The organism is Massilia sp. 01N417 (assembly GCF_056399645.1).
In genome coordinates this window covers 220,099-234,833 of record NZ_JBFTRS010000004.1, presented here as the reverse complement: position 1 = coordinate 234,833, position 14,735 = coordinate 220,099, and the positions used below count along the sequence as shown (strand labels likewise).

The 14,735-nt window shown below is 64.1% G+C and carries 13 protein-coding genes; 4 read left to right on the top strand and 9 right to left on the bottom strand.

From position 1 onward, the window contains the following. Nucleotides 1–139: 139 nt before the first annotated feature. On the bottom strand, nt 140–1,642 hold the full coding sequence (locus AC1DOQ_RS06425; protein ID WP_477361351.1) for a peptide MFS transporter: 1,503 nt from the start codon (nt 1,640–1,642) through the stop codon (nt 140–142). Between the two features lie 242 nt (nt 1,643–1,884). On the opposite strand from AC1DOQ_RS06425, the gene ppnN reads away from it, so the two are divergent. Then, on the top strand, nt 1,885–3,255 hold the full coding sequence (ppnN, locus tag AC1DOQ_RS06420; protein WP_477361349.1) for a nucleotide 5'-monophosphate nucleosidase PpnN: 1,371 nt from the start codon (nt 1,885–1,887) through the stop codon (nt 3,253–3,255). Between the two features lie 146 nt (nt 3,256–3,401). Here ppnN and lysS read toward each other — a convergent pair whose 3' ends face one another. The 3 genes from lysS to prfB form a co-directional block, all read right to left on the bottom strand. Continuing rightward, nucleotides 3,402–4,955, bottom strand: a complete 1,554-nt coding sequence (gene lysS / locus AC1DOQ_RS06415; protein ID WP_477361347.1) for a lysine--tRNA ligase — start codon at nt 4,953–4,955, stop codon at nt 3,402–3,404. A 35-nt stretch (nt 4,956–4,990) separates the two neighbouring features. After that, nucleotides 4,991–5,653, bottom strand: a complete 663-nt coding sequence (locus AC1DOQ_RS06410; RefSeq protein ID WP_477361345.1) for an HAD family hydrolase — start codon at nt 5,651–5,653, stop codon at nt 4,991–4,993. After that, a protein-coding gene (gene prfB, locus AC1DOQ_RS06405; protein WP_442122016.1) for a peptide chain release factor 2 occupies nt 5,653–6,757 on the bottom strand; the annotation gives its coding sequence in 2 pieces (ribosomal slippage) (nt 5,653–6,675 and nt 6,677–6,757; 1,104 coding nt in all). Before prfB ends, AC1DOQ_RS06410 begins: the two co-directional genes overlap by 1 nt. A gap of 121 nt (nt 6,758–6,878) precedes the next feature. Between prfB and AC1DOQ_RS06400 the strand changes: the two genes are divergently transcribed. After that, nucleotides 6,879–8,894 carry a bifunctional 2',3'-cyclic-nucleotide 2'-phosphodiesterase/3'-nucleotidase gene (locus AC1DOQ_RS06400; RefSeq protein WP_477361343.1) on the top strand — a complete coding sequence of 672 codons (2,016 nt, stop codon included), beginning with the start codon at nt 6,879–6,881 and terminating at the stop codon, nt 8,892–8,894. A 168-nt stretch (nt 8,895–9,062) separates the two neighbouring features. Here the strand turns inward: AC1DOQ_RS06400 and AC1DOQ_RS06395 are convergent, their stop codons facing one another. Then, nucleotides 9,063–9,806 (bottom strand): GAF domain-containing protein, encoded by a 744-nt coding sequence (locus AC1DOQ_RS06395; protein ID WP_477361341.1) that lies wholly within the window; start codon nt 9,804–9,806, stop codon nt 9,063–9,065. A 198-nt stretch (nt 9,807–10,004) separates the two neighbouring features. On the opposite strand from AC1DOQ_RS06395, the gene AC1DOQ_RS06390 reads away from it, so the two are divergent. Further along, a complete protein-coding gene (locus AC1DOQ_RS06390; RefSeq protein ID WP_477361340.1) occupies nt 10,005–11,624 on the top strand; it encodes a methyl-accepting chemotaxis protein in 1,620 nt (539 codons plus the stop codon). Here AC1DOQ_RS06390 and AC1DOQ_RS06385 read toward each other — a convergent pair. The 3 genes from AC1DOQ_RS06385 to AC1DOQ_RS06375 are packed head-to-tail and all read right to left on the bottom strand — an operon-like array spanning nt 11,621 to nt 13,099. Next, nucleotides 11,621–11,953, bottom strand: a complete 333-nt coding sequence (locus tag AC1DOQ_RS06385; RefSeq protein ID WP_477361338.1) for a DUF2288 domain-containing protein — start codon at nt 11,951–11,953, stop codon at nt 11,621–11,623. The two genes, AC1DOQ_RS06390 and AC1DOQ_RS06385, sit on opposite strands and share 4 nt — an antisense overlap. 12 nt (nt 11,954–11,965) lie before the next feature. Further along, the gene (locus AC1DOQ_RS06380) at nt 11,966–12,661 is read right to left on the bottom strand and encodes an RES family NAD+ phosphorylase (RefSeq protein WP_477361336.1); all 696 of its coding nucleotides are present in this window, start codon (nt 12,659–12,661) and stop codon (nt 11,966–11,968) included. Next, complete coding sequence (locus tag AC1DOQ_RS06375; protein WP_477361334.1) at nt 12,662–13,099, bottom strand: antitoxin Xre/MbcA/ParS toxin-binding domain-containing protein; 438 nt, start codon at nt 13,097–13,099, stop codon at nt 12,662–12,664. Nucleotides 13,100–13,281: 182 nt separating this feature from the next. On the opposite strand from AC1DOQ_RS06375, the gene AC1DOQ_RS06370 reads away from it, so the two are divergent. Further along, nucleotides 13,282–13,710, top strand: a complete 429-nt coding sequence (locus tag AC1DOQ_RS06370) for a YybH family protein (protein ID WP_477361332.1) — start codon at nt 13,282–13,284, stop codon at nt 13,708–13,710. A gap of 192 nt (nt 13,711–13,902) precedes the next feature. On the opposite strand, the gene dkgB is transcribed toward AC1DOQ_RS06370, so the two are convergent. Then, nucleotides 13,903–14,712 carry a 2,5-didehydrogluconate reductase DkgB gene (gene dkgB / locus AC1DOQ_RS06365; RefSeq protein WP_477361331.1) on the bottom strand — a complete coding sequence of 270 codons (810 nt, stop codon included), beginning with the start codon at nt 14,710–14,712 and terminating at the stop codon, nt 13,903–13,905. Nucleotides 14,713–14,735 lie beyond the last annotated feature (23 nt).

Below are 14,735 nucleotides of genomic sequence, written 5' to 3'. Positions count from 1 at the left end.
GTTGCGTTTGGGAGAGCTAAGAGTTTCCGCTGCTACGCGGGTTTGGAATTTACGAGGTTCCAAATAAAACGGCAGCCCGCAGGCCGCCGTCTCGATTAAAGCCGAAGTGGGGCGGCGTGATCGACGCCCCCGGCATCGATTATTTCACGCCATGCATCAGCTTCTGGATCAGCGGTGCGATCAGGAACAGCAGGATGCCGGAACCGATCAGCGCATAGAAGCCGAAGGTGTAGCCGCCCAGCGCCGATTCCACGCTCATGCCTTTTTCGCCCGAGATGTGGCTGGCGAAGATGCCCGACAGGTTGTTGCCGATACCGGTCGACAGGAACCAGCCGCCCATGCCCAGGCCGACCAGGCGCACCGGCGCCAGCTTGGTGACCATCGACAGGCCGATCGGAGACAGGCACAGCTCGCCGATGGACTGGATCACGTAGACCATGAACAGGGTCCAGAACGGGATCTTGCTGTCGGCGCCGACCAGGTGCTGCAGCGCGAACATCAGCAGCAGGAAGGCCAGGCCGTTGAAGATCAGGCCCAGGCCGAACTTGCGCGGGATCGACGGATTGGCGCGGCCGAGCCAGACCCAGACCGCGGCCACGATCGGCGCGCAGACGATGATCGCGATCGAGTTCACCGACTGGAACCAGCCGACCGGGAAGACCCAGCCGCCGAAGTCGCGGCGCACGATATTGTCGGCCAGGAAGGTGAAGGAGCTGCCCGCCTGTTCGAAGAAGCACCAGAACATGATGTTGAAGAAGAAGATCAGCAGCATGGCGATGGCCTTGTCGCGTGCGACCTTGCCGTTGCGGATGCCTTCGACCAGCAGCATCAGCGCCAGGACGATGAACAGGACCGAGAGGATGCCCTGGATGGTGTCGGCGCCGAGCTTGAGCAGGAAGTAGACGCCCGGGATCACAATCAGCGAGCCGATGATCACGCCGATCAGGCGGGTCGGGCTGGCCAGTGCGCCGACCGGCGCGCCGATGCCTTTCAGGCCCTTGCGGCCGATCTGGAACCAGACCAGCGACAGCAGCATGCCGATGCCGGCGGCAAAGAACACCACCTTGTAGGCCGGCACGCCGGTGCTGCCGGACATGGCGCCGGCCAGCCAGCCGGTCAGGATCGGCGCGATGAAGGCGCCGCTGTTGATGCCCATGTAGAAGATGGTGAAGCCGGAGTCGCGGCGCTCGTCGCCGATGCCGTACAGCTGGCCGACCATGGTCGAAATGTTCGGCTTGAACATGCCGTTGCCGACGATGATGGTGGCCAGGCCGAGCTTGAACACGTTCGGATCGGGCACGGTAATGGCGAACAGGCCGACGGCCATGAAGGCTGCGCCGACCAGGATCGAACGCTGGTAGCCGATCACGCGGTCGGCGATGTAGCCGCCGAACACGGCGCCGGCGTAGACCAGCGCCAGGTAGGAACCGTAGGTCAGGTTGGCGTCGGCCTGGCCGACGCCGCTGCCGCCGTAGAACTGGGCGACGATGTAGAGCACCAGGGCCCAACGGATGCCGTAGAAAGCGAAGCGCTCCCAGAATTCGGTCATGAACAGCATCCACAGCGGTGCTGGGTGGCCCATGATCTGTTTGAATTCCGGGATCGCTTTCTGTTCGGCGGTAGAAGTAGCTGCACCGCTCATGCGGTTCCTCCCCAAATACGTTTTATAAGAATAGGAATGATTGGGCCGCATGCCCGCATTGTGTACGGGCGCAAATCCAATAGCGTCGCATTTTAGTGGAAATTCTGCTCGTTAAGGCAACTTTTTCCGGGTCAACAGTATTGACGTAAAAAGCCTGCACAAGTGTGGGGGCAAACTCCCGGTAGATGTCGTATATTGGCGAAAAGGCTGTAGGGAAACACTGAACAGAAAGGTAGAGAAATATGACGAACGACGTTGTCGACACATTGATATCCCCGGAGGGACGCCTGGAAGTGCTGTCGAAGGCGGAAGTGGCAAAGCTGCTCGACACCAGCCAGGGTGGCCTGTACCAGGTCTTTCGCAAATGCGCGCTGGCGGTACTGAACTCCGGCAGTTCGATCGACGACGGCAAGGAACTGCTCGAACGCTACAAGGATTTCGACATCAAGATCATCCAGCGCGAGCGCGGCATCAAGCTCGACATCCGCAGCGCGCCGGCCCACGCCTTCGTGGACGGCAAGATGATCAAGGGTATCCACGAGCACCTGTTCGCGGTGCTGCGCGATATCGTCTATGTGAGCTTCGAGGTGACGGACAATCCGCGCTTCGACCTGCAACGGCCGGAAGGCATCACCGATGCGGTGTTCCACATCCTGCGCAATGCCAACGTGATCCAGCCGCAGCGCAATCCGAACCTGGTGGTGTGCTGGGGCGGCCACTCGATCAACCGCGTCGAGTACAACTACTCGAAGCACGTCGGCTACCAGCTCGGCCTGCGCGAACTGGATATCTGCACCGGCTGCGGCCCGGGTGCGATGAAAGGCCCGATGAAGGGCGCCACCATCGGCCACGCCAAGCAGCGCCTGCAGGGCGGCCGCTACCTCGGCATCTCGGAACCGGGCATCATCGCGGCCGAGTCGCCGAACCCGATCGTGAACGACCTGGTCATCATGCCGGACATCGAGAAGCGCCTCGAAGCTTTCGTGCGCACCGGCCACGGCATCGTGGTGTTCCCGGGCGGCGCCGGCACCGCCGAGGAGATCCTCTACATCCTCGGCATCCTGCTGCACCCGGAGAATGCGGACATGCCGTTCCCGCTGGTGTTCACCGGCCCGGCGACGGCCAGGGAATACTTCGAGCAGATCGACCAGTTCATCGGCCTGACCCTGGGCGAAGAGGCGCAGCGCCGCTACAAGATCATCGTCGACGATCCGGAAGCGGTGGCGCAGGAGATGCATACCGGGATCCGCCAGGTGCGCGAATTCCGCAAGTCGCGCAGCGACGCCTACTACTTCAACTGGGGCCTGAAGATCGACCCCGAATTCCAGCATCCCTTCCGCCCGAGCCACGAGAACATGCGCAGCCTGTCGCTGCACAAGAACCAGCCGACCCACCTGCTGGCGGCCAATTTGCGCCGTGCGTTCTCGGGCGTGGTGGCGGGTAATGTGAAGGAGGAGGGGATCCGCGCGATCGAGAAGTACGGCAAATTCGAGATCCACGGCGAGGATGCGATCATGGCGCCGATGGACAAGTTGCTGCAGTCGTTCGTGGAGCAGAGCCGGATGAAGTTGCCGGGTAAGGAATATATTCCCTGCTATCGGGTGGTTCGGTAATACGGCGGTGGACGTGGGCACCGGGTGCCCACCCTACCGGCCATCGTAGGGTGGGCTCCCCGAGCCCACGTTCAGCGCTCAATAAAAAGGCGCGAACGGTCTCCCGTATCGCGCCTTTTTTGTGACGCATCACGCGTCACTCAAGCTCAGTCTTCCTTGCGCAGGTGCGGGAACAGCAGCACATCGCGAATGTTCGGCGAATCCGTCAGGATCATGATCAGGCGGTCGATGCCGATGCCGCAGCCGCCGGTCGGGGGCAGGCCGTATTCCAGGGCGCGGATGTAGTCGGCGTCGTAGAACATCGCTTCTTCATCGCCGGCGTCCTTGGCGGCCACCTGGGCCTGGAAGCGGGCTGCCTGGTCTTCCGGATCGTTCAGCTCCGAGAAGCCATTGGCGATCTCGCGGCCCACCATGAACAGCTCGAAGCGCTCGGTGATGCCCGGGCGGCTGTCGGAGGCGCGCGCCAGCGGCGAGACTTCGACCGGGTAGTCGATGATGAAGGTCGGCTCCCACAGCTGGGCTTCGGCGGTCTCTTCGAACAGGGCCAGCTGCAGCGCGCCCAGGCCCGAGATGATGTGCGGCTTCACGCCGAATTTCTCCAGCAGTTCCTTCTTCAGGAACTCGGCGTCGTTCAGCTGTTCGCTGGTGTACTCCGGCGCGAACTTGTTGATCGCTTCGACGATGGTGAGCCTGTGGAAGGGCTTGCCCAGGTCCAGCGGACGGCCGCCATAGGTGACTTCGGCGGTGCCGTGGGCGTCGATCGCGGCCTGGCGGATCACGGCCTCGGTGTAGTCCATCAGCCACTTGTAGTCGGTGTAGGCGGCGTAGAACTCCATCATCGTGAATTCCGGATTGTGGCGGATCGAAACGCCCTCGTTGCGGAAGTTACGGTTGATTTCGAACACGCGATCGAAGCCGCCGACCACCAGGCGCTTCAGGTACAGCTCGGGCGCGATACGCAGGAACATCTGCATGTCCAGCGCGTTGTGGTGGGTGATGAAAGGCTTGGCCGCGGCGCCGCCCGGGATCGGGTGCAGCATCGGGGTCTCGACTTCCATGAACTGGTTGTCCTGCATGAAGCGGCGGATCGACGCGATCGCGGCGGTACGCGCCTTGAAGGTGCGGCGCGTCTCTTCGTTCATGATCAGGTCGACGTAGCGCTGGCGGTACTTGGTCTCCTGGTCGGCCAGGCCGTGGAACTTGTCCGGCAGCGGACGCAGGGACTTCGACAGCAGGCGCAGCTTGGTCACCTTGACGGTCAGCTCGTCGACCTTGGTCTTGAACAGCGTGCCTTCCACGCCCAGGATGTCGCCCAGGTCGTAGTGGCGGAAGGCTTCCATCGCTTCGTCACCGGTGTTGTCCAGGGTGACGTAGATCTGGATGCGGCCGTCGGCGCGCGGGCCCGAGGCGTCCTGCAGGGTGGCGAAGGCGGCCTTCTTGCCGGCTTCGCGCTTGAGCATCATGCGGCCGGCCAGCACCACCTGCTGCGGTTCGGCTTCGAGCTGCTCGCGGGTCCAGGCGCCATAGGTCTCGACCAGGCCGGCAGCCTTGTGCCGGGGGACGAAGTCGTTCGGGAAGGCCACGCCTTTTTCGCGGATCGCGGCCAGCTTGGCGCGGCGCTCGGCGATGATCTTGTTGTCCTCAAGCTGCAGCGAAGTCGCTTGCTGTTCCTGGCCTTGTTCTTGGTTTTCGGTGCTCATATCAGGTAGTTATCTATGTTTGGTTCACGTGCAGGTCAGAGGGTGCCCAGCAGGTCCTCAACGGACAGCTCGTCGTAGTCGTTGACGATCTTGAGCACGTTGTCGAACTCCGCGAACGCGTCGGCGGGCAGGGTGGTCGTGATGACCACGGCGCGCATGCCGGCGCGGCGCGCGGCTTCCACGCCCATCGGCGCATCTTCGAAGACGATGCAGTCGGCGGGATTCGCGCCCAGCTTCTCGGCGGCCTTCAGGAACACGTCCGGATGCGGCTTGCCCTGCTTGACGTCGGCCGCGCCGACCACGGCCGCGAAGTGGCGGCGAAGGTCGAGTTCGTCCAGGGTGAACACGATGTTCTTCGGCGGCGCGGAGGTCGCCACGGCCAGCGCCACGCCACGCTCGTCGGCGTCGGTCACGAAGTCGTCGAAACCCTTGATGGCGGCGCGGTGCGGACCGTACATCTCGCGGTAAAGCGCATCCTTCTCCGCGGCCAGGGTGGCGATTTCCTCGTCGGTGACGTCGTCGCCCAGACGGGCGCGCAGGATCTCGCGGCCCTGGGCACCGGCGGTCTCGCGGAAGAAGGCCTCGGCCTCGTACTCCTTGCCGCGGCGCGCGAAGAACTCGAGCCAGGACCTGGTGTGGAAGGCCATGTTGTCGACGATGGTGCCGTCCATGTCGAAGATGAAGGCTGGCTTGCTCATTACACGCCCTGCTTCAGCGAAGCCGAGATGAAGTCGTCGAGGTCGCCGTCCAGCACGTTCTTGGTGTTGCCGGTCTCGAAGCCGGTGCGCAGGTCCTTGATGCGCGACTGGTCCAGCACGTAGGAACGGATCTGGTGGCCCCAGCCGACGTCGGTCTTCGAGTCTTCCAGCTTCTGCTGCTCGGCCATGCGCTTGCGCAGCTCGAGTTCGAACAGCTTGGCGCGCAGCATGTCGAAGGCTTCGGCCTTGTTGCGGTGCTGCGAGCGGTCGTTCTGGCACTGCACCACGATGCCCGACGGGGCGTGCGTCAGGCGCACCGCGGAGTCGGTCTTGTTGATGTGCTGGCCGCCGGCGCCGGATGCGCGGTAGGTGTCGATGCGCACGTCAGCCGGGTTGATCTCGATCTCGAAGGACTCGTCGACCTCCGGGTACACGAACAGCGAGGTGAACGAGGTGTGGCGGCCGTTGGCCGAGTCGAACGGCGACTTGCGGACCAGGCGGTGCACGCCGGTCTCGGTGCGCAGGTGGCCGTAGGCGTACTCGCCCTCGACCTTGATGGTGGCGGTCTTGATGCCCGCGACCTCGCCCTCGGAGATTTCCATCACCTCGGCCTTGAAGCCCTTGCGCTCGCAATAGCGCAGGTACTGGCGCAGCAGCATCGAGGCCCAGTCCTGGGCTTCGGTGCCGCCGGCGCCGGCCTGGATGTCGATGAAGCAGTTCGCATGGTCCATCGGGTTGCTGAACATGCGGCGGAATTCCATCTGCTCGATGACCTTCGCGATCTCGGCGGCGTCGCCTTCGACCGATTCGATGGTGTCGTCATCGCCTTCTTCGCGTCCCATCTCGAACAGGTCGCGCGAATCGTCGATGTCGGCGCGGGCTTTTTCCAGCGTCAGGACGACGCCTTCCAGCGCCTTCTTTTCCTTGCCCAGGTCGAGGGCGCGCTTCTGGTCGTTCCAGACGGTCGGGTCTTCCAGTTCCTGGTTGACCTGTTCTAGTTTCTCCGACTTCTTATCGAAGTCAAAGATACCTCCGAAGTTCGGCTTCACGGCTGCTCAGGTCGTTCAGCAGGGCGGAAAGGGCGTTGATGCGTTCAGCTTCCATGGTCGGTGACGTATTTTTAGTAGGTTGAATCGAACCGGAGATTATACCGCAGGCGGGGCGCCGGCCGCGCGTCCCGTCGCCTTTCTTGCCCCGCGCCAGGCCGCTGCCTTATCATGAAGGCATGAAACTCGTCCTTTTCGCATCCTCACTCATCCTGTCCGTGCCGGTCCTGGCGGCCGCGCCGCAAGCCGGCAGCAGCGCCGAACTGGCGATCCTGGAAACCACCGACCTGCACTCGGCGGTGGTCGGCTACGACTACTTCAAGCTGGCCGCCGACCCTTCGCTGGGCCTGGACCGCACCGCCTCGCTGATCGCCCAGGCGCGCCGCGACTTCCCGAACACGCTGCTGTTCGATAACGGCGACACCATCCAGGGCAATGCGCTGGGCGACTACCAGGCCACCGTCGATCCGCTGCGCTGCGGCCAGCTGCTGGGCATCTACAAGGCGATGAAGAAGATCGGCTACGACGGCATCGGCATCGGCAACCACGATTTCAATTTCGGCCTGGCCTACCTGGGCCAGGTGACCGGCCAGCGCCTGCAGGTCGCGGGGGTGCCGCGAGGTGCGTCCAACCGGCAGTGCGCCGGTCCGGGCTTCCCGGTGGTGCTGGCCAACGTCTACAGCATGCAGACGAAGAAGCCGCTGTTCGAGCCCTACCGCATCCTCAGCAAGCGCATCAAGGCGGTCGACGCCAAGGGCAAACCCTTCGAAGCCACGGTCAAGGTCGGCATCATCGGCTTCACGCCGCCCGCCATCGTCAACTGGGACCGCCGCTGGCTGGAGGGGAAGATCTATACCGAAGGCCTGGTCGAGACCGCGAGGCGCTACCTGCCGGAGATGCGCGCCAGGGGCGCCGACCTGGTGGTGGCGATCTCGCACGGCGGCCTGGACGCCAGCCCGTATTTGCCGACGATGGAGAACGGGAATTACTACCTGGCCCAGGTGGGCGGCGCATTGGGTGGCATCGACGCGCTGCTGCTCGGCCACTCGCACCAAGCCTTCCCGAATCCGTCCAGCACCGTCGCCCAGTTCAACCTGCCGCACGTCGACAAGGTGAAGGGCAGGGTATTCGGGGTGCCCACCGTGATGGCCAACCTGTGGGGCAAGAACCTTGGCGTGGTGCGCCTGCAGCTGCGCTACGACGGCAAGCGCTGGCACGCCGACCAGGGCGCCGCCATCGTCGAGAATCGCACCACCCAGCAGCCGGACAAGAGCTATGTGCCGGCCGATCCGGCGGTGATGGCGCTCGTGAAGGATGAGCACGAAGCCACGATCCGCTATGTGAAGACGCCGATCGGCAGCGCGGACTTCCGCATGTCGACCTATTTCGCCGACGTCGGCGACGTCTCTGCGATCCAGATCGTCAACCAGGCGCAGGCCGGCTACGTGCGCCATTACGTGGCCGCGAACCTGCCGCAGTATGCGAAGCTGCCGGTGCTGTCGGTATCGGCGCCCTTCAAGACCGGTTCGGCCGGCGTGCTTGACTACACCGACGTCGCCGCCGGCGACCTGGCGCTCAATAACGCGGCCGACCTTTATCTGTATCCGAATGCGCTGGCGGTGGTGAAGGTCGACGGCGCCGGACTGAAAGCCTGGCTGGAAAAGGCCGCGGGCCGCTTCAACACCATCGACCCCAACAGGAGCGAGCCGCAGGAACTGGTCAACACCGGCTTCCCCGGCTATAACTTCGACACCGTGACCTCGCCGGAACTCAGCTACGAGATCGACGTGACCCAGCCGCCGGGCCAGCGCATACGCAATCTGCAGCTGCACGGCGCGCCGCTGCCGGCGGGCCAGGAATTCCTGGTCGCGACGAACAACTACCGCGCCAGCGGCGGCGGCAACTTCCCGGGCCTGCAGGGCGGTGCGAAGACCGTGTTCACGGCGCCAGACGCCAGCCGCGATGTGCTGATCGCGTATATCAAGGAAGCGAAGCAGCTGGGCCGCGCCGCCAACGGTTCGCAGCGCAGCTGGCGCTTTGCGAAGGTGGCGGTGAAGGGGCCGGTGGTATTCCATTCGGCGCCGGGCAAGCTGGAGCTGGCGCGGGCGGCCGGCTTGGCGAATGTGTCGCAGCTGGCCGCGGATGATGGCTTGGGGAAGGGGTTTGCCTTGTATGCGGTGGATCTGAGCGAGTAAGGTCGTCCCACCGCACACCGTCGTCCCCGCGTAGGCGGAATAGTGCCCCCGGCACTATTCCGCAAGTTCGTCGCATCCGGTTAACGCTTGACGCAAGTGGCCTGCGTAAAACCTGGGTTCCCGCCTGTGCGGAAAGCCGGGCCGGGCAATGCCCGGCGCGACGATAGATCAGAACCGATTCGGCCGGCTGGCCTGGATCTCAGACGAAGCAATCGCCGCCAGGTCCAGCAAGCCCTGCAGCTCGGAGGCGCGCAGGCGGCGCGGTTCGCGGTCGATCACGCACAGGGTGCCGAGCGCGTGGCCGGAGCGGTCGCGCAGCGGCACGCCGGCGTAGAAGCGGATTTGCGGATCGCCCTGGACCAGGGGATTGTCGCGGAAGCGTTCGTCGTCGAGGGCGTCTTCGACCACGAACATCTCGTCCTGCATCACGGCGTGCGAACAGAAGGCCCAGTCGCGCGGGGTTTCGCGCGGCTCGAGGCCGACCCTGGCCTTGAACCACTGGCGGGTCGAGGTCAGCAGGGAGACCAGGGCGATCGGCGAACCGGTCACCATGGTGGCGAGGCGGACGATGCGGTCGAAGCGGTTTTCCTCGTCGGTGTCGACCAGGCCGCTCGCGCCGACGGCCGCGAGGCGTGCGCGTTCGTCGGCCGGGACCGGATAGTTCGGATCGGCCGCCGGCAGGAATTCCCTGTCGTTGCTGGCCGCCGGACGCAGATGGGCGTTGTCGTCCCTTCCATGCAGGAGGCCCTGGACCAGGCTCAAGCGCGTACGGCGATGCCCTCCCGGCGTTTTCCAGGACTCGATCGCGCCACTTTCCATCCAGATTTGCACGGTGCTGGTAGCAACGCCCAGCAGGCGCGCTACTTCGCTCGTGGTCATCACGGGATCGTCGGGTTTCGTGTTGCTTTGCATAAACTTTCCTCTTATCCCGTGAGTATAGCGGATAACTTTGTTCAAATCTTCTTTCTTGTCGATGCCACGATCTTATGACGGCCGGGGAAGAAAATCACGCTTAAATAGCAATATAAAATCTCGCGAAAACTATCAAAAGAGTTGCCCATCTGTAATTTCTAGGGCAAAATCGGCAATTTCCTCAAATTGGGCAGCAAGATGAACGACAAGCATGGCACAAACGAACGCAAGGTGTCGACCAGAATACCAATTTCGGCAAAGCTGTACAGTGCCTTCGCTCTCATGGTGCTGGTGACCCTGGTGCTGGCGGGGTTTGCCATCTCGCGCGTGAATGGGATCGGAGACGCCCTGGCGAATGCCGACGGCCTGCGCAGTACGCGCCTGGAACCGCTGTATTCACTGCGCGAGGCGCTCGACCAGACCGGTATCGCGGCGCGCAACGCCTACATCTTCAGCGACGCCGGCGACGCCCTGCGTGAACTCGACCTGGTCGACAGGCAGGTGGCCGAGGCGGAGGCGGCCCTCGTCCAGCTGGATCGTTCCTTGCAGGGCAATGCGCAGTACGCGAAGGTGCGCGAGGGAATGGGGGCGATGATCCGGGAGCTGCGACGTCCGCGCAAATACCGCCAGGCGAACGAGATGGACGCCTTCGGTGCTTTCCTGGTGAAGGAATGTTCGCCGCTGCGCCGCCGGATCGTCGCCGATATCGACGTCCTGCTCAAGCAGTTGCAGGCGGAGAGCGTGGAGGCTGGCATCGCTGCCGGCGCAAGCGCGGCGTCGGCACGCTGGACGATTGCCGGCTTGAGTGTGCTGTGCGTGGTATTGGCCGCCGCCATTGGCCTGGCCCTTACCCGTGGACTGCTGCGCGAGCTCGGGGGCGAGCCGGCCTACGCCTCCAGTGTCGCGCATGCGATCGCGAAGGGGGAGCTGCAGCACGGCGTCGATACCCGCCGGGCCCGGCCCGGCAGCCTGCTGGCCGCGATGAGCGCCATGCGCGACAGCTTGTCCGGCATCGTCGGAAAGGTCCGCAGCGGCACCGATACGATCGCCTCGGCTTCAGCGCAAATCGCTACCGGCAATGCCGAGCTGTCGCAGCGCACCGAGTCCCAGGCCGCCGAGCTGGCCGAGGTCGGCGGCGCCATGAAGGCCCTGATTTCTTCGGTGCGCCGGAATGCGGACTTTGCCGCCGAAGCGGCCGGGCTGGCGCGGGACGCCGCGCGCGTTTCGCGCCAGGGCGGCGACACGGTCGAGGGCGTGGTCGAGACCATGAACCTGATCCACGCGTCCTCGAAGAAGGCTGTGGAAATCATCGCCGTGATCGACGGCATCGCGTTCCAGACGAATATCCTGGCGCTGAACGCTGCGGTCGAGGCGGCGCGCGCCGGCGAGCAGGGGCGCGGATTTGCCGTCGTGGCGGCAGAGGTGCGCAACCTGGCGCACCGCTCCGCCGCCGCCGCCAGGGAAATCAAGGCCATGATCGAGGATTCGGTGAGCAAGGTCGGCGCCGGCACCGAGCTGGTCGCGCAGGCCGGCCGAACCATGCGCACGGTGGTTGACGGCGTGCACCGGGTGAACGATCTCATGGGCGAGATGTCGACTGCGACGCGCGCGCAATGCGAGGAGATCGACAGGGTCGACAGCGCCATCGCCCGGCTCGACCGGATGACGCTGCAGAACGCGGCCCTGGTGGAAGAGGCGTCGGCCGCCGCGCAATCGCTGCGCATCCAGGCCGAGCAGCTGGCGTCGGTGGTGAATACCTTCCAGCTGGAGCAGCCGGCGGCGGCATCGCGCTACCGGATGCTTGGCCGAGTCGCCTAGTGCAGGGTATCGGCGGGGGCTGCCTTGTCGGCCTGCACCAGCACGAAGGGATTGACCACCGAAGCCCACAGGCGGGCGTCGGTCGCATGCCACTCGAGGGCCTGGGCGTCCGACACCTTGGCGACCTTGCCTTCGTTCATCCAGCGCGCGATGGGTTCCTTGTCGTCGTGGGCGATGCGCAGGGCCACCTCGACCAGGTCGAGTTCCTGGCTCACGTAGATCACCATGCCGTGGGCGAAATGGCGCTCGAGTTCCGACCAGTTGATGCGGGCGGTCTCGCGGTTGATCTTGTCGTGCAGTTCGGTGTCTTTTAATGGATCGGTTTTCATGGCTTCGTTGAATCAGATGGGTTCGACCGTGGGAGCCGGCGAACCCGCCCATGTTAACCGATACGCCCGGCCCTTGCGGACATTCCCGACCAGCGCAGGGCGGAAGCACGCGAGATTCGTGCCTCCGGGCCGGCGCACGCTGGGGTAGATGATGCCCATCGAGCCGGCTTCCAGCAATTCCGCCGCCAGGCGCTGCGAGGCGATGTAGCTGTCCGTCGCCAGGCAGTCGGCATAGGCTTCGTTCGCGCGCAGGTCGTGCAAGGTGGCGGTGAAGTCGGCCAGCAGGGCCTGGTAGCTGACGCTGTCGTCGAAGCGGCCGATCTCCTGGTATTCGACGGTCTTGTGGAAGCTGACCTCGGCCAGCGCCGTCTCCGGCTCGAAGGCGCAGTACCAGGCGCCGCGCTCGCCGTCGTTGAAGCGGCTGCCTTCCGGGCGTGCATAGGTATAGGCCGCATTGATCATGCGGAAGTTGGGCACGCCGAACACCAGCTCGTCCATGCCGATGCCGGGCAGCAGGCCGGACTCGCCGCGCAGGCGGTCATTGGTGGCGTTGTCGAGGTCGAACAGGTCGCGCAGCACGGCATCGTTTTCCGCCAGCGGCGCCAGCACCGAGTCTTCGGCATCGGCGAAGCGGGACGGGATCAGGCGGACGGTATCGAACTGGCGCAACTGGGTGAGCCCGGGTTCCTGCCTGGAGACCAGCTTCACTCACAGCCCTCCGCGGCGGGCGTCGAGCAGGCGGCGCACGGTCTGCATCGACAGCAGTCCACCCGCCAGCATGAAGGCCAGCGGCGCGCGGCCGTTGAAGACGGGATTGCTGTTGGGGAGGTGCACCCATTCGTCGGCCAGCTTGTCGCCGTACAGGATGTGCAGGGCCTTGTAGATGCCGAGCAGGTAGGAGATGCGGGTGATGCGGTCGACTTCGAGCACGCGGTCCGGATGTTTCTTCCATTCGTAGAAGGCGGACGAGGAGACGCCGCCGAGCAGCTCGCGCGCATCGTCGTCGCGTACCCGCCAGGCATTGGCGAGCTGGAAAAAGCCCAGCAGCGCGGAGCGCGACAGGCGTTCGCGCTGTTTGCGGTCGTTGAGGTCGACCAGCACTGCCGTTTCGAAGCGGCTCTTCGGGTAAGCGTAGGCGAGACTCATAGGAATCCTCCGGTTCCGGACCATTTATACTCCGCTTCCGGACTCCATGCAAGCGACTTGTGCAAATGGTATTGCCGTGACAAAATTGTCCGCTTAGCAATAGCCGATTTCAAGCCCGGAGTTCCACACGTGGAGGATGCATGCGTCTGCTGTCGATTGGGGTTTTGTGCATCAGTATGTTCATGCTGGCGGTCGCCAGCGCGGCGCGGCCCTCGAACGCCGAGCTGAAGAAGCAGGTGGCCGACACCGAACGCGCCTTCGCAGCCACCATGAAGGCGCGCGACCACGCGGCCTTCACCAGCTTCCTGTCCGAGGAAGCCGTGTTCTTCTCGGGCCCGGGCAGCGTGCTGCGCGGCCGCGAAGCCGTGTCCACTGCCTGGAAAAAATACTACGACGGCCATCAGCCGCCGTTTTCCTGGGAACCGGAAGAAGTCGAAGTGGTCGAGTCCGGCACCCTGGCCTACAGTGGCGGCCCGGTCTACGACGCCAGCGGCAAGAAGATCGGCCGCTTCAACTCGATCTGGCGCCTGGAAGCACCAGGCCGCTGGAAGATCGTCTTCGACCGCGGCGAACAGCCTTGCGACTGCAAGCCCAAAATCGATACGCCCTGAGCTGCAATTCGGGGTCAGAGCACTTTTTCGGGCAAGTGGGCTTAGGAAATTGCCAGGAAATGTGCTCTGACCCCGATTTAACCCCGATTTACGCATGTCGATCTGGCGTCTGTAATTCGGGGTCAGAGCACTTTTTTGAACAATTGGATTGAGGAACTTGCCAAAAAATGTGCTCTGACCCCGAATTTGGTTTTAGTCCCACACCGGCGCCAGGCCCTCGGGGTTGACTTCGCGGCCATTGCGGTCCAGCGCCGCGATCAGCGCCATGTCGTCGGCGTCCAGCACGAGTTCGCGCGCCAGCAGGTTGCTCGCCAGGTTCTCGGGTTTCGTCGACGATGGAATCACCGCATAGCCCAGCTGCAGCGCCCAGGTCAGCGCCACCTGGGCGACGGTGGCCTGGTGCTTGTCGGCGATGCGCGCCAGCACCGGATCCTTCAACACCTTGCCATAGGCCAGAGTCATGTAGGAAGTGACGGTGATGCCCTGTTGGTCCAGGAAAGCGGTCAGCTTGCGGCCCTGCAGGTAGGGGCTCAGCTCGATCTGGTTGGTGGCGATCTGGTCCTTGCCGACGACGTCGATGGCCTCCTGCGTCAAAGCGATGTTGAAGTTGGAGATGCCGATCTGGCGCGTCAGGCCCAGCGATTTGGCTTCGGCCAGCGCTTCCATGGTTTCTTTCAACTCGACGCCGTTGCCGGGCGCCGGCCAGTGGATCAGGGTCAGGTCGACGTAGTCGGTGCGCAGTTTCTCCAGGCTTTCGCGCAGGCTCGGAACAAGCCGCTCCCGCGCATGGTTGGCGGTCCAGATCTTGGTGGTCAGGAACAGCTCGGCGCGCTGCACGCCGCTCTCGGCCACGGCCTGGCCGACCTCGGCTTCGTTGCCGTAGATCTGGGCCGTGTCGACGGCGCGATAGCCGAGCTCGAGTGCGGTCGACACCGAGTCGATGACGGTCTGGCCGGTCAGGCGGAAGGTGCCGACGCCGAAGGAAGGGATGTTGTTGTTCATGCTATATGTTCTTGTTAACCTTG